General features: G+C 47.0%; 23 protein-coding genes. 12 read left to right on the forward strand and 11 right to left on the reverse strand.

The genetic code is table 11. The features are described 5' to 3' along the window. The first annotated feature begins 398 nt into the window (after nt 1-398). Nucleotides 399-1,328, forward strand: a complete 930-nt coding sequence (locus QUA36_RS26150) for a phosphoribulokinase (protein WP_333159985.1) — start codon at nt 399-401, stop codon at nt 1,326-1,328. A gap of 96 nt (nt 1,329-1,424) precedes the next feature. Here the strand turns inward: QUA36_RS26150 and QUA36_RS26155 are convergent, their stop codons facing one another. Together QUA36_RS26155 and QUA36_RS26160 are read right to left on the reverse strand one after the other, a co-directional pair. Further along, nucleotides 1,425-1,937, reverse strand: coding sequence for an ARC6/PARC6 family protein (locus QUA36_RS26155; RefSeq protein WP_333455851.1), 513 nt, complete (start codon nt 1,935-1,937; stop codon nt 1,425-1,427). Nucleotides 1,938-2,091: 154 nt separating this feature from the next. After that, nucleotides 2,092-2,298, reverse strand: coding sequence for a hypothetical protein (locus QUA36_RS26160; protein ID WP_333159981.1), 207 nt, complete (start codon nt 2,296-2,298; stop codon nt 2,092-2,094). A gap of 112 nt (nt 2,299-2,410) precedes the next feature. On the opposite strand from QUA36_RS26160, the gene QUA36_RS26165 reads away from it, so the two are divergent. Further along, a complete protein-coding gene (locus QUA36_RS26165; protein ID WP_333159979.1) occupies nt 2,411-3,391 on the forward strand; it encodes an ABC transporter ATP-binding protein in 981 nt (326 codons plus the stop codon). Nucleotides 3,392-3,393: 2 nt separating this feature from the next. On the opposite strand, the gene QUA36_RS26170 is transcribed toward QUA36_RS26165, so the two are convergent. Beyond that, nucleotides 3,394-3,573, reverse strand: a complete 180-nt coding sequence (locus QUA36_RS26170; protein ID WP_333459596.1) for a hypothetical protein — start codon at nt 3,571-3,573, stop codon at nt 3,394-3,396. Here QUA36_RS26170 and QUA36_RS26175 point away from each other — a divergent pair. Next, the gene (locus QUA36_RS26175) at nt 3,568-3,699 is read left to right on the forward strand and encodes a hypothetical protein (RefSeq protein WP_333459597.1); all 132 of its coding nucleotides are present in this window, start codon (nt 3,568-3,570) and stop codon (nt 3,697-3,699) included. The two genes, QUA36_RS26170 and QUA36_RS26175, sit on opposite strands and share 6 nt — an antisense overlap. Here the strand turns inward: QUA36_RS26175 and QUA36_RS26180 are convergent. Beyond that, entirely contained in the window at nt 3,696-4,712 is a 1,017-nt protein-coding gene (locus QUA36_RS26180) for an adenosine kinase (RefSeq protein ID WP_333159976.1), read from the reverse strand. The two genes, QUA36_RS26175 and QUA36_RS26180, sit on opposite strands and share 4 nt — an antisense overlap. A gap of 158 nt (nt 4,713-4,870) precedes the next feature. Here QUA36_RS26180 and QUA36_RS26185 point away from each other — a divergent pair, with 158 nt between their 5' ends. The 4 genes from QUA36_RS26185 (at nt 4,871) to QUA36_RS26200 (ending at nt 8,340) form a co-directional block, all read left to right on the forward strand. Further along, nucleotides 4,871-6,430: an AAA family ATPase gene (locus tag QUA36_RS26185; protein WP_333459598.1), complete on the forward strand. Its 1,560-nt coding sequence runs from the start codon at nt 4,871-4,873 to the stop codon at nt 6,428-6,430. A gap of 86 nt (nt 6,431-6,516) precedes the next feature. Then, complete coding sequence (locus tag QUA36_RS26190; RefSeq protein WP_333159972.1) at nt 6,517-6,843, forward strand: hypothetical protein; 327 nt, start codon at nt 6,517-6,519, stop codon at nt 6,841-6,843. Nucleotides 6,844-7,028: 185 nt separating this feature from the next. Then, nucleotides 7,029-7,823 carry a YdcF family protein gene (locus tag QUA36_RS26195; protein ID WP_333459599.1) on the forward strand — a complete coding sequence of 265 codons (795 nt, stop codon included), beginning with the start codon at nt 7,029-7,031 and terminating at the stop codon, nt 7,821-7,823. 283 nt (nt 7,824-8,106) lie between these two features. Then, on the forward strand, nt 8,107-8,340 hold the full coding sequence (locus QUA36_RS26200) for a hypothetical protein (RefSeq protein WP_333035767.1): 234 nt from the start codon (nt 8,107-8,109) through the stop codon (nt 8,338-8,340). Between the two features lie 289 nt (nt 8,341-8,629). On the opposite strand, the gene QUA36_RS26205 is transcribed toward QUA36_RS26200, so the two are convergent. The 3 genes from QUA36_RS26205 to QUA36_RS26215 all read right to left on the reverse strand — a co-directional run bounded on the left by QUA36_RS26205 (nt 8,630) and on the right by QUA36_RS26215 (nt 12,603). After that, nucleotides 8,630-8,863: a ferredoxin-thioredoxin reductase variable chain gene (locus QUA36_RS26205; protein ID WP_333047607.1), complete on the reverse strand. Its 234-nt coding sequence runs from the start codon at nt 8,861-8,863 to the stop codon at nt 8,630-8,632. Between the two features lie 641 nt (nt 8,864-9,504). After that, entirely contained in the window at nt 9,505-12,273 is a 2,769-nt protein-coding gene (locus QUA36_RS26210; protein WP_333459600.1) for a DUF3536 domain-containing protein, read from the reverse strand. 63 nt (nt 12,274-12,336) lie between these two features. After that, on the reverse strand, nt 12,337-12,603 hold the full coding sequence (locus QUA36_RS26215) for a hypothetical protein (RefSeq protein ID WP_333311554.1): 267 nt from the start codon (nt 12,601-12,603) through the stop codon (nt 12,337-12,339). A gap of 431 nt (nt 12,604-13,034) precedes the next feature. Between QUA36_RS26215 and QUA36_RS26220 the strand changes: the two genes are divergently transcribed. From QUA36_RS26220 to QUA36_RS26240, 5 genes are all read left to right on the forward strand, one after another. Further along, nucleotides 13,035-13,178: a nucleotidyltransferase domain-containing protein gene (locus tag QUA36_RS26220; RefSeq protein ID WP_333459601.1), complete on the forward strand. Its 144-nt coding sequence runs from the start codon at nt 13,035-13,037 to the stop codon at nt 13,176-13,178. Between the two features lie 109 nt (nt 13,179-13,287). Next, the gene (locus QUA36_RS26225; protein WP_333459602.1) at nt 13,288-13,548 is read left to right on the forward strand and encodes a DUF4160 domain-containing protein; all 261 of its coding nucleotides are present in this window, start codon (nt 13,288-13,290) and stop codon (nt 13,546-13,548) included. Between the two features lie 3 nt (nt 13,549-13,551). Continuing rightward, on the forward strand, nt 13,552-13,833 hold the full coding sequence (locus QUA36_RS26230; protein WP_333459603.1) for a DUF2442 domain-containing protein: 282 nt from the start codon (nt 13,552-13,554) through the stop codon (nt 13,831-13,833). Between the two features lie 55 nt (nt 13,834-13,888). Then, the gene (locus QUA36_RS26235) at nt 13,889-14,389 is read left to right on the forward strand and encodes a DUF4365 domain-containing protein (RefSeq protein ID WP_333459604.1); all 501 of its coding nucleotides are present in this window, start codon (nt 13,889-13,891) and stop codon (nt 14,387-14,389) included. Further along, the gene (locus QUA36_RS26240) at nt 14,386-14,928 is read left to right on the forward strand and encodes a hypothetical protein (protein WP_333459605.1); all 543 of its coding nucleotides are present in this window, start codon (nt 14,386-14,388) and stop codon (nt 14,926-14,928) included. Before QUA36_RS26235 ends, QUA36_RS26240 begins: the two co-directional genes overlap by 4 nt. A 25-nt stretch (nt 14,929-14,953) precedes the next feature. Here QUA36_RS26240 and QUA36_RS26245 read toward each other — a convergent pair whose 3' ends face one another. From QUA36_RS26245 to QUA36_RS26260, 4 genes are all read right to left on the reverse strand, one after another. Continuing rightward, nucleotides 14,954-15,766, reverse strand: coding sequence for an alpha/beta fold hydrolase (locus tag QUA36_RS26245; protein ID WP_333459606.1), 813 nt, complete (start codon nt 15,764-15,766; stop codon nt 14,954-14,956). Nucleotides 15,767-15,798: 32 nt separating this feature from the next. Continuing rightward, complete coding sequence (locus tag QUA36_RS26250; protein WP_333459607.1) at nt 15,799-16,998, reverse strand: FAD-dependent monooxygenase; 1,200 nt, start codon at nt 16,996-16,998, stop codon at nt 15,799-15,801. Between the two features lie 78 nt (nt 16,999-17,076). Continuing rightward, nucleotides 17,077-17,673, reverse strand: a complete 597-nt coding sequence (locus tag QUA36_RS26255) for a Uma2 family endonuclease (protein ID WP_333368911.1) — start codon at nt 17,671-17,673, stop codon at nt 17,077-17,079. Nucleotides 17,674-17,740: 67 nt separating this feature from the next. Further along, complete coding sequence (locus QUA36_RS26260; protein WP_333459608.1) at nt 17,741-18,145, reverse strand: VOC family protein; 405 nt, start codon at nt 18,143-18,145, stop codon at nt 17,741-17,743. Nucleotides 18,146-18,209: the final 64 nt, after the last annotated feature.

The following is an 18,209-nucleotide window of genomic DNA, read 5'->3' on the forward strand; positions in this document are numbered from 1 at the left end:
TGGGCGTCGATTGATTGATTGACTGGCAAATTGATTCACTGCTTGCGGCCGGTTTTGAAAGCACAAATATCCCACAAGCCCCACCGCTGCAATTGGCACTACAAAAGACAAAAGAGACTACCCGGACACTTTACAGGGGTGATTTTCCCGAAATTCTGACAATAGCTGGATTCAAAAGTACGATCGACATCTTGGGCGGTAAGAAATGGGCGTGATTTTTTAATCTGATGCTCCCTGAGTTTCCGGTGCCGTATTATATTAAGAAATATAACAATAATTTTACACATTGGGAAGACTCCGGGGGGAAGCAAGTCAAACCGAGCGATCGGATCGAACACAATTTTGATAAGATTTAAGATTGACAACAAAATTTGCTATTGTGCGTCCGGGTAAAAACAATGAGCGATCGACCAATTATTCTCGGTATTGTCGGAGACAGCGCAGCGGGCAAAACCACCCTGACGCGGGGAATTGCCCAAGTATTAGGGCCAGAAAATGTCACTGTGATTTGCACGGACGACTATCATCGCTACGACAGAAAGCAGCGGGCAGAAATCGGAATCACAGCATTGCATCCCGACTGCAATCACCTCGACATCATGCAGCAGCACCTCAGCCTGCTGCGTACCGGACAAGCAATTCTCAAACCCATCTACAACCACACGACAGGTACATTCGACCCGCCGGAATACATCAAGCCCAGTAAATTTGTAATAGTTGAAGGTTTGCTGGGTTACGCAACCCGAACAATCCGCGATTCTTACGACGTAAAAGTGTATCTTGCTCCTCCCGAAGAGTTGCGAACTCAGTGGAAAGTTAAGCGCGATATTATGAAGCGCGGTTATACTGAAGAACAGGTGCTTGCAGAAATAAAAAAACGGGAACCGGACTCTGAAGACTTCATTCGTCCTCAGCGCAAATCGGCCGACGTTGTAGTTAGTTTTTACCCGCCAGAAGCGGACAATGAATCGAATTTGAGCGTCCGTTTAGTGCTCAGACCGACAATTCCTCATCCTGATTTTACTGAAATATTAGGTCGAGGCAGCGAGAGTTTTAAACCTGCAATTCGCTTGGGACTCGATCGGGATATGGGCAAACCTGTTGACGTTTTGGAGGTAGACTCCCACGCTACCAGCGATCAAGTAAACGAACTAGAAATGATTTTGTGCAGCGAGTTGCCGCACCTGCGGGGATTTTGCTCCGCCCAAGGCAACCCGGAAATTGGCAAACTTATCGGCACAACTGGCGAAGTTTTGCAAAGTTACCCGCTAGCTTTGACGCAGTTGCTAGTTGCATATCACATGATGAAAGCAATTCATGTGTATTAGTTAGTTGTTAGTTGTTAATTGTTATTAGGTTTTTGGTCATTAGCTTCACTTACTATTACCAATTATAATTAGTAACAAATAACAACTAACCCATGACTAATGACTCATAATTTGAGAGTCTGCAATTTTCCAGATGCCATCCCAATACTCTAAGGTATAGCGAACTACCTTAGTATTGAAACTGCTACTATCGACTCTGTCATTTCGGTACACTGTGGCATCTTCGGTGACTGTGACTTCAATAGTGGCTTTGTTTCCAGATGCTGCAAAGCGTTCGACGGATTCAACTTTTTGGACACCGTATCTGTACTGAGAATTGCTGTTTGTCAGATAGTCCATCGCTTTGACTGTATCGGCATACAAAATACCTGTAGTCATTTTAGCCAGCAATTGGCGATCGAATGGAGGAGCAAAGATTCTCTGCTTTGCCTCCAGCCACTTGCTAATTAAATCCGAAGCTTGTCCCAGAGTAATATTCTGAGCTTGACTAATATGATCTTTGCAGTAATTTGTTGCAATCCGTTGTCGGGTACAAGTAATATTTTCCGCTTTGGCGGGCGGAGTCAACCACAAAGGAGTTAAGATAGCGAGTAGGATTATCGGTTTCATATCTAAAGTCCTCACTTATGCTGAATTGAATTTATTTAGCCAAAATTTAGGTGAGAATTCTTAGGAGATAATGTCAACCTATCGTTAGTTGGTCAGTAATTTTGTCTACATCATGTACTGGGGGGATTTCGGAATTTGAATTGTATTATTTTTGTCACAATTGAGAATAAATCCTCGGTGCTCGCAAAGTCGGGTTAGCAGTGCCTAATTGCTGAAGTGGCATGGAGACTGGCAACTGACTTTGAGGTGCAGGCAACATTTCGCCTCGGAAGTCGAGGAGGGTGACGAGTAGCAGATAGGCAACTGCTAAAATTATAGAAATCACCCCAGTGATAATAGCAATAATTTTTGAACGATCCATATTCGGCAAATTTTAACTACAGTTAATATTAGTTTAACATTAAAAATATCAACATTATTACTTAACTTATGCAATAGAATATAATCAGGTGCTAGTTATTTCTCTGACCAAAATGGAACCTCTTGTAGATGCGCCAAATCCCATCGAGATGCCCGGAGCTACCCCAGTGGTGGAAACATTTAATCTGGGGAAGTTCTACCGTACCGGCTTCTGGATGAATGAAAAAATTGAATCGCTCAAAAATTGCACTCTGACTGTCTCTGAGGGCGAAACTTTCGGGCTGTTAGGGCAAAATGGAGCGGGGAAAACTACGCTGTTGAAAACTTTGCTGGGTATCGTGCGGCCCACTTCTGGCAGGGCGCTGCTGTTGGGGAGGCCTTTGGGCGATCGCACCGTGAAGCAGCGAGTCGGCTATTTGCCAGAAAATCCCTATTTTTACGATTATCTCACGGGCTGGGAATTCTTGCAGTTTGCGGCGGGGTTATTTCAAATTCCCCCCTCGATTCAGCGGCAGCGAATTCCGCATTTGCTAGACTTAGTTGGCTTATCTCAATCGGCGGCAATTAAAAAACAGTTGCGCCAGTATTCTAAGGGAATGCTGCAACGGATCGGCATGGCTCAAGCTTTGATTAACAATCCAGATGTGGTATTTTTAGATGAGCCGATGTCGGGTTTAGATCCGATGGGACGCTATCAGATGCGGGAGATAATTTTATCGCTGAAAAATCAAGGAAAAACGATTTTTTTTAATTCGCATATATTGTCGGATGTGGAGAAGATTTGCGATCGAGTGGCAATTTTGGCGAAGGGTGAGTTAATCTGCATTGGTGCGATCGACGAACTCCTCGGCACTACTGAAACTTACCGGGTTGAAGGTAGGGGCGGCCACTTGAATATCCTGAAAAAATGGATACCGGATATGGAAGTTGATGAGGATTTGTGGTACGGTCATTTGCAGGGCGCTCCGAAAGAGTTTCTTTCTACTCTGAGCGGTACGGGAGGGCAGCTAATTGGGATGAATTTGGCTAAGCCTAGTTTGGAAGAGTTTTTTATGCAGCAACTGCAAGAAAGAGGGATTTATTCTAGTGGTTGAAGTCAATACATCTGATTTCTTGTGGGGTGGGCATTTTGCCCGCCCCTGACCAGATTTTCGGTTTTTTTGAAGTAGTCATTTTGAGCGTTGATGGCGGCGGTAATGTCGCCGTTGGAGAGGGTGAATAGCAGCGAGTCAATTGTGCGATCGAAGGGGGGTGCTTTGCCAGTTGCCGATTGCAAGGATTGCCAAGCGATCGCCCTTCATCCATCCCCGTTCATCCCCGTTCATCTGCGGTTCATCTGCGGTTGCTAAAAAGTGCGATCGCCCTTAATCCAAAAAGTGCGATCGCCCATTTCAATTCCTAACCAGAAATCACCTCACTCAAAAGATGAGCCTGAGAACCCTCAAGCCGAGGCCCATGAATCTGCACCACTCTAGAAGCCAAGAAATTGCCCCAGCGCGCCGCTTGTGTAGAACTTAAACCGTTAGTAATTCCAAACAAAACACCCCCCGCAAAAGCATCACCAGCACCAACAGTATCGATCGCCTTTACCGGAAATCCAGCCACATCAACAATCTGTTTGTTCTCCACCACCATGCAGCCTTTATCCCCATTAGTGATAAAAGCCAAATCCGAAATCTCGCTCATTTTCCGAGCGCACTCTTCCAGAGATTCCTCCTTAAAAAAGCTCCGAACTTCATCAGCATTGCAAAAAATTACATCGCAATATTCCGAAACCACCTTGTGAAAATCATCAGCAAATCGATCGACTAAAAAGCCATCCGAAAAAGTAAAAGCCACCTTCACACCCAGACGCTTAGACTGTTCCATCGTCTCAATGCTAGCCTTTCTCGGATCGGGAGCATCCCAAAGATAGCCCTCAACATAACTGTACTTGCAGTGAGCCAGTCGATCGACATCAATATCAGTCGCAGCCAAAGTAGTAGAAACCCCCAGATTAGTACACATCGTGCGTTCCGCATCCGGCGTAGTCAGCACAACACAAGTACCAGTGGGCTCCTTCGACTCAGCAGCAGGATGCACGTTAAAATCAATCCCCGCCGCCAGCAAATCTTGCCGATAAAATTCGCCGTTAGTATCCTTAGCAACCTTCCCCGAATAATACGCTTTACCGCCGCTCTGAGCCAAACCAATCATCGTATTTGCCGCCGAACCCCCCGATCGCATTTGCAGCGAATTGTGCTCTAAATCGTGCAAAATCCCCCCCTGCGTTTCCGAATTCATCAGCGTCATCCCGCCGCGATTCAGCCCGTGGCCGAGTACAAATTCATCTTCCACCAATGCTAGGATGTCTACAAGGGCATTTCCCACGCCAAACACATCCACGGAACGGGAATCTTGATTGTTTTCTGTCATCAGTAATTTTTGGTTTACACTAACTATCAACTCTATAATAAATCGGATTAAAGTCAACATCCCCACTCCCAATCTAAAGTCCCCAACTTAAAATCTAAAATTCACAATCCAAAATCCCCAATCTAAAATCTAACTAAAATCCAAAATCTAAAATCGCTATGACTTCTCTCCCACCTCTGATTCAGCAAATGTTGCAACCCGGGTTTTACCCGCACGGGGTGACAGAACCAGTGCAGCTACTTCAGACTCATGCTTCCTTTGTTTTGCTGACAGGAGATTATACTTACAAAATCAAGAAACCAGTCAATTTTGGCTTTTTGGACTATTCAAATTTGGAGAAACGGCAGCATTTCTGCAACGAAGAATTGCTGCTGAACCGACGCACTGCACCGGAAATTTATCTAGAAGTTTTGCCAATTGTTAAAATTGGGGGTTCGTTTCAATTTGGCAGCAACTTACCTGCTATAACTCCGGCTGAATTTGCTGTAGAATATGTTCTGAAAATGCGGGAGTTTCCTCAAGATTCGCTGTTGCTTAGTTTGTTGGAACGCGGACTGTTGACCCAGCAACTTATGGCAGACTTAGGGCGGGAAGTTGCCAACTTTCACAGCAGGGCAATTAGTAATAGCTACATTCGCACATTTGGCGAAGTCAGTCAGATTCGCACAGCAATAAACAACAATTACCTGATTTCGCAAAAATATATCGGCGGGCCGCAGACTCAGGTGCAATTTCAGGAAACTAAAGATTATACGGATACGTTTTTTGCGAGAAATAAAGACTTATTTAACTTGCGGGTTGCCAATAATAAAATTCGCGAGTGCCACGGAGATTTGCACTTGCGGAATATAGCATTCTGGCAAGATAAAATATTACTGTTCGACTGCATTGAATTTAACGAGCCTTTTCGCTTTGTTGATGTCATGTACGATGTCGCTTTTACAGTAATGGATTTGGAATCGCGGGGGCGCAGAGACTTAGGCAATGCTTTTCTCAATACTTACATCGAACAAACAGGGGATTGGGAAGGACTGCAACTGTTACCTCTGTATTTGAGCCGTCAAGCTTATGTTAGAGCAAAAGTAACTTCCTTAATGTTGGACGATGCCGCTATTTCAACTACCCAAAAAGCAGAGATTTCACAGACGGCAGCTCATTACTATAAACTGGCTTGGCAATACACAAAACCGCGCCGGGGAAAGTTAACTTTGATGTCCGGTTTATCGGGCTCTGGCAAGAGTACAGCAGCTCGATATTTGGCTCGCAGCACTGGGGCAATTCACATTCGATCCGATGCGATTCGCAAACATTTAGGCGGAATTCCTTTAAATGAACGCGGGGGGCAAGATTTGTACTCGGATGAAATGACGGCACAAACTTATGGTAGATTGTTAGAGTTGGGGATAATGCTAGCTGACCGAGGTTGGAATGTGATTTTAGATGCCAAGTTCGATCGCCAAAACTGGAGAACCGATGCGATGAATCAGGCTCAATCCCACGGCTTGCCCCTGCAAATCATTTACTGCACCGCACCCATTGAAGTATTGCGAGAACGACTGCAACAGCGCCGGGGCGATATTGCCGACGCGAAAGCCGAACTATTGAGTTCGCAGCAAGCAGCTTTTGAATCTTTTACAGAATTAGAGAAAATTTCTGTAAACATTGTAGATACTCTGCAAGACTTAGAGGTACAATTAAACTTGATTGGTGGAGAGTAGTTGCAGTTCGATCGCCCTTGGCAATTTGATTGTCTGCTAATATTGTAAATATCTTACTGTGTTATTACAAAAAAAAGTTGCAGCTCATGCCAAAATTTACCGGAGACTCCAAGGGGTTTAGCCCCGCGCTGATATGGTTTGTGTTGTTTACCGTTGGGTTTCGCTTAGTAGGATCTACGCTGCCCCTGAGTCTTGGTCTGGGTGTCATCGGTGGCGTGGCAGCAGGTTTAATTGTCGCTTGGTGGCACAACGAATTACTACTCAACCCGAATATGAATTCCCAGGACAAAACCTCGGATGCTATCCTCAATAAAGAAGTAGTGCAAAGGGACGGCCATAAATATAGCAAAACCTCTAGGGGTGATGCTTCTACATTGTTTGGCTGGTTATCTGGGCCAGAGGATCGTCGGTAGCACCGAAAAGAGTTTTGAGTATTGAGTTTTAAGTTTTAAGTTTTAAGTTAAAGAGTTCATAATTCACAACTCAATACTAAAAATTTACCACTCCCGCCCCCTAAATTACTAATTACAGATTAGCCAGTAACGAGGGTAGATTTCCAATTACCTACCGCTAACGAGAAATTTTAATTACTTGCTGAATGTTTGTATTTCTATCGAAACTCCTGCCGCTGTTTATTTATCCTTTGGGGTTGAGTTGCCTGTTAATGATGGCGGCTTTAATAACACTTTGGAAGCGTCCCAAATGGGCGGCGGCGCCAATTGCTGCGGCTTTAATTATTTTACTCCTCGGAAGTAGCGGTTGGGTTTCAAAATCGTTAGTTCGATCGCTCGAATGGCAAAACTTACCAACCGCCGAACTCCCCCAAGCTGAAGCGATTATCGTCTTGGGCGGCGGTGTCAAAGCAGCTTTACCTCCCCGTCCTTGGGTAGAATTAGCGGAAGCGGGCGATCGAATAATCTACGGTTCTCGACTTTACCGGCAAGGCAAAGCTTCCCTCTTAATTCTCAGCGGCGGTAGAGTAGATTGGAAAGGCGGCGGGCCTCCCGAATCGGCAGACATGGCAGAAATTGCCCAAACAATGGGTGTCCCGACATCAGCAATTCTGCAAGACCCCGATTCACACAACACTTATCAAAATGCGGTCAACGTGCGGAAAATTTTAGATGCTAAAGACATAAAAGGGCCGGTTTTGCTAGTGACATCGGCGATGCACATGACTCGATCGCTCTTAATTTTCCAGCGTCAGGGAATAAAAGCAATTCCGGCACCAACAGACTTTCAGATCACACAGCAGGATATCGCAGCATCCCAAAACAATTGGCAAGCAGTCGCCTTGGATTTATTGCCGGATACCTATCATTTAAACCAGTCAACTAAAGCTTTGAAAGAATACATCGGCTTAATCGTTTATCGTCTGCGGGGATGGCTTTAACAGAATTTTAGATTTTAAATTTTGGATTTTAGATTGAAGAATTTAAACTAATATCAAATCCGGTTGCATCCTAATTATAGGGACGGGGCGGGTTTATATAATTTGTCTATACTTATCAAATATCTGGGCGAACTCGTCCCTACAAAACTTCATCAGATAAAATTCCAAATCAAACGGATACGATCTAAAATCTAAAATCCAAAATCTAAAATCCAAAATAGATTGAGTGTGCTAGCTTAAAGTCATTAGAGCCAATATTAGCCACAGTCGCCCCCAAACAATCATGCTGCCCCACGAGTTGCAAAACATTGCCCCAGAACCGACTCCCGCGGCCGAAATTTTTCAGAGACACCAAATTGTCCGCGAGTTTTACGACGAAATTAAGTACCGTCAAGAACTAGAACTTCACTGCCAGTGGTATTACGCTACAGCCAAGCAGCATCAGCAGGAATTGCAGAAAATGCAGGGAGATTGGAATATTTTAGGTTGGTTCAGCCGCAGACGGTCGAAAAATTAAGGAGTGAACACAAAAAATGGTTTGTAGTAAGGACTTTAGTCCCGTCGATCGACTAAAAGCCACAGAAAAAACTGAACTCCTCACTACAAACTCTAAAACAGTTATATGACCCGCCCGAAAACAAATAATTCTTTTCCGACAGGATCACTGATCAGCCCAAAATTTTAGACCAGAGTTCAAGCTTCCAGATTCATCTTTGGAGTAAATCTAAAATCTAAAATCTAAAATCTAAAATTGACTGCCCGGATTGGATATTGTCTTTGGGCTCCGGCTTCTACTTGGGAGACAGCTAGACTTCCGAAGATATCAATTCGACCTCATCCTCTTTCAGGTGAGCTCGAAATTTTTTGTCAAATTGTACTAGAACCGGCCAATTAGCACTGACAGGTCGGCCGTGCCATTCGTGAACGATCGCCACGACTTCTCCCTCCATACCCTTAATATCAAATGGTTGACTGCGATTTTGAGGGTGGTGGTAGACAACAACAGAGTTTTTAATGCAAACGCGATCGCCAACTTTCATAAAAAAGTTCGGTAAGTGGGAAACTCAGAGACTTTAGTCCTGAGAGAAAAACGACCCGGCGATTTCAATCGCCTTGAACCCCCTTGCGGGGCTGGAGAGGTCGGGTTGCCTCTCCGGTGAGGTATGGTTGCCTCAATCTCCCTTTCGGGGTAATGTTCGCTTTGCCAATGTTATAAAGGCTTGTCACGCTTACAGCACTGTTTCAGGGACTTTAAAACTGTTTAACTGTAAACAACAGAGCGGGAAACTAGCGTCGCATTCTCCGGTGTTATGACCCCAATAACGTAGTCAGTTAAGACTTAGGCGGGTCAGTACAGCTTGCTCGATTTCTCTTGCAAGCTCAGTGGCTTTAGCCCTGAGTTACTGACAGACTTATATTTAGTGTTCTTTCTTCAAAACTCTGCAAAGCCTACGGGTGCTTAACACTTGTACGCTTTGCCGACAGTCTTCTTATCTTCCCACAAGTAGAGCGAAAACTTAAACAAAGTTGACGGTTCCCTGTCGGTGCTTCGATCCCCAGCCCCGATCCACGCAAGCCGAAATGTTGATGATTCTGGGTTGAACCCGTAGGCCCGATCGAGATTTAAATCTCGATCGGGCGGATTCTCAAGGGCGGGAATAGATGCAGGCTAATCAGGAAACTATTTACTTAACTGATTTAACCAACACTCAACATAAACAGCCAAGGTTTGACCCAACTCCAGCAACTGCCGGATCGAAGACAAGTCCCAGCCTGCGCCGGAACCTGCAATCCCCAAGGCAACAGCAGCGACCACACTCTCGCCCTCCGAGGCATCTTGCAGTTGCAGCCAGCCCAAACAAAGAGGCACAATTTGACTGTACAGAGAATCGAAATACAGTTCCTGCGATCGATCCAGACACAAACCCAAACTCAGCCGAGCGCCCACCGAAATCAAACGCTTGATCGTGCGGATATCAGCTTCTAACTTGACAGGCGAGCGATCCTCCGCGCCCGATCCTGCTTGCAGCAGCGCGTCTAGCGATCGCCAAACCATCTTTTCCAAAATTTCCTTGACTTCGGGAACGTTCAACCGACAGCGGAGATGGCCGCTTTCAGTGGCGATCGCCTCAATTTCCGCCAGCAGCGGTTCGACATCCTCGGTTTCCACTTCTAGGGCCTTGGCCGCCGTCAAACAACGGTGTCCCAAAGCCACCTCAGCAGCCACCTGCAACTCTACCGGCACCTGCAACTCATCACGGTGGAACGCCATCATCACCCCGTAATTTTCGCGGTAAACCTGAGTGTAAAGCTGATCCAACCGAGTCAAATTTTCCTGACTCAGCAACTGCACGATCCGGTGGCGTTCCTCAGCGAATAAATCCCGTAAGCTAAAGGACTGATCCCCAAACAGCCGCACCATTTCCAGAATCGCGTGGGCCGCCGAAGCTTCTTGCATAACTCCAAACAACCGCTCTTTGAGCATAGTGTAAGACCGGCGGCTGCCAAAAGGCTGAATGCAGCAGTGGAAGTCCCAGCCGCCGAGGTGCAACGCAGCAAACACAAAAATCTCTGTTTCCCGCGTAATTTCCGAGGTTAACTGCAATTGACCCACAGCCAGAGTCATCGAGCCCATGCGCTGAATTTGGAAATCTTGCTGCTCGGCCTGGTAGCAGTAAAGTCGCTCTTCGCGGGAAAATTTGGCAAACAGAGAACTGATTGCGTAGTGGGCGGCCACTTGTTTGAGACTAATTTGGGCTGTAACCACGAGTTTGCGGTAAACTTCGGCCCCTGTTTGGAAATACTCAACGTTGCTGGGTACGAGGGCTAGTTGAGCGACAAAATCCTTTTCTAGCTGGATGCCGGTAACTTCACCCGCCAATTCCAGCGCCCGGGCCGCGTAGCGGAGAATTTGCACGCCTTCTGGCCGCGAGATTTCTTCAAAAAACCAGCCGCAGCTAGTGAACATTAACAGGGCGTGGCGCTGCATTTCCAGCAGTCGCAGGGCGTCCACCTGTTCTCCGGCATCGAGGGGGCGCACTTGATGGCGTTGAAGGAAACTGTCAACATTACTGGGTGATCGATCCCGGATAACCTCAATATATTCATCTCTGGCTTTCCAGGGATCGCACAACAGCTTGCGCCCCGCTTCTTCATAAATCGGAATCAGTTGATCGCGCAGCCAATTCAGAGTATCCCGCAGAGGGCGGCGCCATTTGAGGTGCCATCCGCCGCCACCACCGCAGCCGCAATCATCTTGCCAGCGATCGACCCCGTGAGAACAACTCCACGCCGTCACGGGTTTGAGTTCCACTTCCCAAGCGCTCGGATTTTGACTTAAATAATGAGCAAAATTCGTCACCGTCCAGCCTCGGCGGGGAAACTCTTCTGTGAAGGCGTAGGCGAGGCATTTTTCGGTACTGTGTTTGTGGTGGCCGAAAGTTTCGCCGTCCGTCGCCACGCAGATTAATTGAGCCGGTCGGTGGTCTCCCCGCACTGCTTGACCCAAGCGCCCGGCCAAGTGGTGGCTGCTGCTGAGAACGTCATTGAAGCCCATATCTCGCGATATCGGGCCATCGTAGAAAAAGATATCAATGTAAGGAGTGTTGGCAGGGGGGGCTTCGGAATTTTGGAAGTGCCTGCCACCAAAATGGTGAGTGCTCAGCGGCGAGAGTTGGTGGTTAGCCATCAACCGCATTTCTGGTTTCAAATAGCAGCGGTACGGGCGAGTCGGATCGATTTGACCGCCTCCGACTTCGTGCCATTCGGAATTATGCCCTGGTTCCCCTTCGTGGTTTTGCCCGATTAGCGGGCGGCAGCGTTCGGCTTGGGAGGGGGCTAAGACAATGAAGCGGATGCCTTCAGCGACTAAAACTTCGAGGGTGGCGTAGTCTACGGCGGTTTCGGCGAGCCACATTCCTTCGGGATCGCGATCGAAACGGGAGCGAAAATCAGCGATCCCCCAGCGAATTTGGGTGTATTTGTCTCGCTCATTAGCCAGCGGCATGATGATGTGATTGTAGACTTGGGCGATCGCGTTGCCGTGACCGAGCCGCTGACAGCTTTTGCGATCGGCTTCCAGAATCCGCTGGTAGACTTCGGCGTCGTAGCGTTCGAGCCAGCTCATCAGGGTCGGCCCGATGTTGAAGCTCATATACTCGTAGTTGTTGACGATCCCCGTGACTTCGCCGCGATCGTTGAGTATGCGGGCAAAGGCGTTCGGGCGGTAGCACTCGATGTCAATGCGTTCGTTCCAGTCGTGGGCGGGCTCGGCGCTGGCTTGGCGTTCGATCGCATCCAGATAAGGGTTTTCCCTGGGTGGCTGGTAAAAGTGACCGTGAACCGTCACGCAGACCCCTGTTGCAGCAGCCACGCTGGTTTGGGTTGCAGCCGTTACGGTTGGCGAAGACAAAGGTAGTCGATCGGATTGAGTTGTAGAAATCGAAATCATGCGAGCAAATCCTCACTCAAGTAGTTAAAGACAATAAAACGAGCCTAATTAGAAACTGAAACCTTACGCAGCAAGAGTTACAGCTAGGCATCTGTTAGGACTAAATTTGGCTGACAAGTTTTGATACATTTGTAGTATTGCGAGCAAAGCATTCGTTCCAAGATGCCAACCGTCGATCCCTGGGTTTTTTGCCAATGCTTTGCTGTTGAAAGACTTAAAAAAGGTAGCTTTTGCTGCTTTTTGGCACTTGCGACCCATTTCGGGTTCGTGCTTGCAGGGCTGCTCATTGAGATTTTGATTTACATTGCTGGATCTTAAAGTCTTATTCATTAAATAGCAAGTTTTCGCCGGAAAAATTTAAAATTTGGCGATAAATCTTGGCGGTTGTGGATATCGGTTTAATGCCCGATCGATTTATAGAATAAGAGTATTGCCCGAGTTTCGCATCATACTTTAGGTGCTTTTTACCTAAGTCCTAGAGAAGTTAGGCCGGTTGGCTTAGGGCGGGGCAGATTTGCTGCAAATGTACTTTCCAGAAGAGTTGTAACACTTGTGCGGAGTCAAAAGGCAACAAAAAAGCAAAACGGTAAGTGTTAGGTTTTAACTCCTGAGAGGTATGTGGGCGCGGAGGCGGAGGCCTGGGAGGATGAGGAGGGTTTGGACGAGAAGATGCTGCATTTGACGGCGAAGTTGGAGAGGCAATTTGCCGAGAGTGCCAAGTTAGAGGCGATGATTCGGGAAAATCGGCAGAGGGGGGAGTTATGGGAATTGAGGAATTGCTGAAGTCCACGCGCTGCGATATCCTGAGAATTGCTACTCACTTAGGCGCGTTAAATGTGCGCGTTTTTGGTTCGGTTGCCAGGGGTGAAGCAACAGCAGATAGCGAGGTGGATTTTTTAGTATAATTGGAACCAAAACGCACGTTTTAAGCAATATTAAAGAATGTATTGAGCGGATTTAGTCTTACGAAATCACGGTAAAAAACGCCGAAATAATTGTAGAGGGTACAATCTAATGCCAGAACTCAGCCGATTTTTAGGCATCATCATCACGATGTACTATAACGACCACCCGCCCCCGCACTTTCATGTCCGCTACAATCAACAAAAAGCCATCCTTGACATCGAAACCCTCTCAATTCTAGAAGGCAAACTTTCCCCTCGCATCTTAGGATTAGTTGTAGAGTGGGCTGCCCTTCATCAAACAGAGCTCATGCAAAACTGGCAACTTGCCAGACTTCAAACACCATTAGAACCTATTGCCCCTTTGGAATAAACAATGCTCAAAGATATTAGCTCAGTTCAACCACTAGAAAACTATCAACTTCACCTCAAATTTGAAGATAACCAAGAGGGAGTAGTTGACATTAGCCAATTAATCGAATTTACCGGAATCTTCGCCCCACTGCAAGACTTGGCTTACTTTAACAAAGTCAAACTAAATCCAGAATGGGGGACAATTTACTGGGAAAATGGAGCAGATTTAGATCCCGATGTTCTCTACTCCATTGTCACCAACCAACCGATACAAATCAAGGAAACCATAACCAACATGATGTAGTTTTATCTACGACTTAAAACCAACCAGCTTAACAAGAATAATCGCTACCTAAAAAGTGGACATCAACCAACAAAAAGAACAGTTCAGCAACATCTACCTGCAAGCTGTCACCACCGTTGCCGGCTATTCCCTCTACAAACCTTTGGTAGACGATGACAGCGTAGACTGGGGAGTAGCTGCGAAAGGCGGGACAGGCGCCATTAGAGCACCTCACTTAGCATTGCAGTTAAAATGTACATCAAAAAGAAATATCCAAGACGATAACTCCATCCGCTACCCCCTCAAGCTCAAAAACTACGACGACTTAAGAATGGATAACTTCGCCATTCCCCGAATTTTAGTTGTCGTTTTAATCCCCGAAACACCCGAAGGCTGGTTAACCCAGCCCGAAACAGAACTCTGCATCAGAGGCTGCGGATATTGGATATCGCTGCGGGGAAAGCGAAAAACACAAAACACAAGCACTGTCACCGTCCCCATCCCCAGAACCCACCAATTTACAGTCGCCGCCCTTCAGTCAATTATGGAGAGAATTAGCCAAGGAGTCCAACCATGAAATTCACCGTAAAAGATCGCCAAACTCTCGAAACCATCGAGCTAAATCAACTGAGAAATTACTTACAAACTCACGGCTGGCATCAAGACCAACCTTTTTTAGATAATGCCACACTTTGGCACAAACCAACAACCGACGGAGAAGAATTAGAAATATTGCTACCTAATCGGCAAAATCTCCGAGATTATGGAGCGCGTATCAGCCAAGCAATTCAAACCCTAGAAAACGCAGAAAATCGCCCTCAACTTGAAATTTTAAGCGAACTACTTACCCGCATTTCCAACACGACTATTCAGGGAATTGTTATGCAAATTCACACCCCAAATACCAAAAAATTAAGTGGCGAAATTACTCTCCTCGGCCTTGTAGTTGCCAAATTGCAGAAAATTCAAACTTCACTCGCAGACAAAGATTATATCCTGGCGATTAAAGCTTATCAAGAACGCTTACCGATTCTCTGTAGCGGTGACTTAATCAAAGACAACAACGCCTTCATCCTCACAAACCCCCACAACTTAACTCTCGATGAATTGTGGTAAAACTAACAGATTTTGTCGATCTATATTAAACACCTTCCAAACAAATATCCAGTTCCCTAGCAAAGGCCTCCGGCGCATCCAGCATCAGCCAGTGTCCAGTATCGGGGATCGTAGTTGTCGTCAGCGTGGGACGGAGGATGTGGAGGCTGAAGGGAAAAGTGTTTGAGGGAGCAATAATGGCGTGGGCCCGTGTTCCAGGGGCTGCTAGGTAGCGATCGAGAGCATCAACAGCTTCAAAGGCAAACATCCCGCGATACATTCCACGCAGACAATCCCGTGGAGTCGCCGCCAAGCAAGCGAGTATCCGATCGCGCGTCTGGGCCGTGCTTCCTGTCAGCGCCTCATTGAAGCTGGTTTCCACAGCAGCCCGCCAATCCTCCATCTCCAGCGCCCTCTGAAAGGAGACGATCAGTTCGTACACATCTGCAGGCACCTTGGTAAAATCTCCCGGTGGGTCTGCCAGCATCAACTGCGCGATGCGGTGCGGTGCGGTGGCTGCTGTGGCGAGGGCAATAAAAGCACCGAAACTGTGGCCAACGATCGCCACTCGATCGAGTCCCAGCCCATCCAGTACCGCCAAAACATCCGCTACACAGGAGGCGGGCGCATAGTTGCCGTCCTCCGGCGGTGCAGAATCACCGTGTCCCCGCACGTCAAGGGCGATCGCGCGTCGGGTACGGGCGACATGGGCAAGCTGCGCCTCCCAAATGCTCGCGGAAACCGCCATACCGTGGACGAACACCACCGGCAGCGGTTCCGACTCCGCAGCGGTTACAGGGGGGCTGGCTTCGATGATGTGAATAGTGCCGATCGGCCCTTTGATATTTGTCGATCGCATACAATTTTCTCCTAATTTTTAATTTCCTCTTTTCACACAACCAATTTTACCTCTGTTACTCCTTGGCGCAATTCATACTGTCCTTTTACCCAAAATTGTTTAATTTTTTCACCCAAAAACGGAGCAGCTTGCATCATCAATAAACGCAACAATCCATTTTTTCGCAGTTGTTCACCTTTCCACGCTTCTTGTGCTTGAAGTTGTTGGGCGCGTATAATTTCGGGTTCGCGTTCTGCCTGAATCCGCGATAATGCTAAGTCAATATCCTCGGAATTAGCCCCTGCTTTCAATAAAGGTACAAGGTGATTGGCGGCAACAATTACATCGCGGAACGCCATGTTAATTCCTTGAGCGCGCACCGGAGACATGGGATGTGCAGCATCCCCCAAAAGTATGATTCCTGGTCGATGCCAGCGCGGACAGCGACCAACCACAACAGATAATCGCATCGGAGATTCGATCGTATCCGCACAGTTGCGGAAATGTTCTGCCATCCACGCAGGCGATCGCGATGCGAAAGTTTCTGCCCAGTCTGTGTGTTTCCAATCGGTTTTGTCATCTGCCGATAGCACCCAAGCCAGATGAAGTTTTCCTGATTCTGCCCCATGAAAGACACTAAATCCGCTACCGCCATTCAGGATGGAATAAAATACATTATCCGCCACAAACCGAGGATGAGCAGCAAGTTTAAACCACAGAACATCTATACTATTCTGCTGTTTTAGTAAGTCTAATTCTGCACGCTGTCGTACAACCGAGTTTCTACCATCTGTACCAATCACAAGTGCAGCAGGAATCTCTCGCCCATCTCCTAGCTTTACACCCGCAATGCGATTGTTGCTGTACAGTAAATCTTTTACCGGAACACCTGAGATAAATTCAAACTCTGGATGCAACTGAGCTTCTGAAATTAGTGTTTCTAGCAAAGGCGGTTGCGATACCAGCGTACAAGGTCGATTTGACCCCATTGGCTCATCAACTCGAAATAGTTGCCGATCGCCCACAACGAACTCCCAGGCATCAATTTGTCGGTGTGGAACACCTTCTAGCATTGTGGATAAGCCCATTTGGGCGATCGCATCCAATCCGCTGGGCATTAACCCTTCACCGCGAAACACTCGGTAGGCATCTTTTGCCGCCTCAACCAACGTTGTGGCAATACCTCGTTTCACCAGCAGCAAGGCAAGTGCTGCACCAGTTGGCCCCGCTCCCACAATTACAACTTGCGTCATTGCCATTCCCCATTGCTTTTTGCGGATATTGAGATGTCAACAAAGCGGGTAAAAGGAGGCGCAATCCCCTATTCCCAGCTATTTCTGGAGTGCCTGTTGAAAAGTCTTAACTGCATCAACATGATTCACCATATTGATGCAGCGCAACAACAAATCCAAATCGATCCCTTTCACCTCCTCACTACTAGAAACCTTTTCATAATCAAGTGTATTGCCCTCTCCCCGCAGGTGATAAACCTCTAACAATCCATCTTCCCAGAACCACACTTCCTTTATCTTCAGCCGCTTGTATGCCTCCAGTTGGTTAATGCCACCACTGGAAAACACGATCTCGATCGCCAAATCGGGTAGCCTGCGACCAGGAGCAAGTTTATAAGATTTATCGGCCTCTCGCTTGACTTTTCCCGTTTCACTTTCCAGAGTCATTGAGCCAGTTGGAGTAAAGTCAAACCCCGCCATCAGCAGGTACAGTTCCAACAATGCACCAATTCTTTCTTTAACGGTTTCGTGGGGTTCTCCAGGCATTAGTTTAATCTCCAAAACTCCATCCAGGAAAGAAAGTCGATATCCTGGACGGTCTAACAATTGCTCAACTGCTTTGAACTCTCTCCAAGTGAGTTCCTCGAACAGAAGAGGTGATTCTTTTCTGGGTGGTGCGATGATTGCTGCAGTCATTTGATTCTCCAGTCTATTTCCAGATGAGAAACGATCGGGTTTGGAGGGCAATTTGCTTATTATAACTTTAAGTAGCAGCCTCCACTGTAAATCCGATTTCTTGCCCGTAGGATAGTTCCAGCGTGTGACCGTCCGGATCTCGCAAAAAAGCCCAGTAGCCGATCGGATATCCAGAATCTTTTGGTTCTTCAAGCAATACGCCTTCTTGACGTGCTTGGTCGCAGAGTTCGTCCATATATTCGCGACTTTTGCAACCTACTCCGAGGTGTGCAAAGGGAGATAAAACGGGATGTACTGAGTCTGTTTGAATTAGCACAATTACAAAAGGGCGAGTGCGATCGGAGAGCCAGACCACAGCAACTCCAGCTTCTGCATCAATGCGGCGGTGAACGACCTGCATTCCAGCATACTTAGAGTAGAATTCGATAGTGCGATCAACATCAGAAACGGGCAGTGCGAGGGAGCATCCCACTTTTGCAATCAGTATAAATACTCAGACAATTGTCTGGCTAAGTTGATGGCATAATAGAAAGCAA

Source organism: Microcoleus sp. Pol10D4 (genome assembly GCF_036701555.1).
In the GTDB taxonomy this organism is placed as follows: Bacteria; Cyanobacteriota; Cyanobacteriia; order Cyanobacteriales; family Microcoleaceae; genus Microcoleus.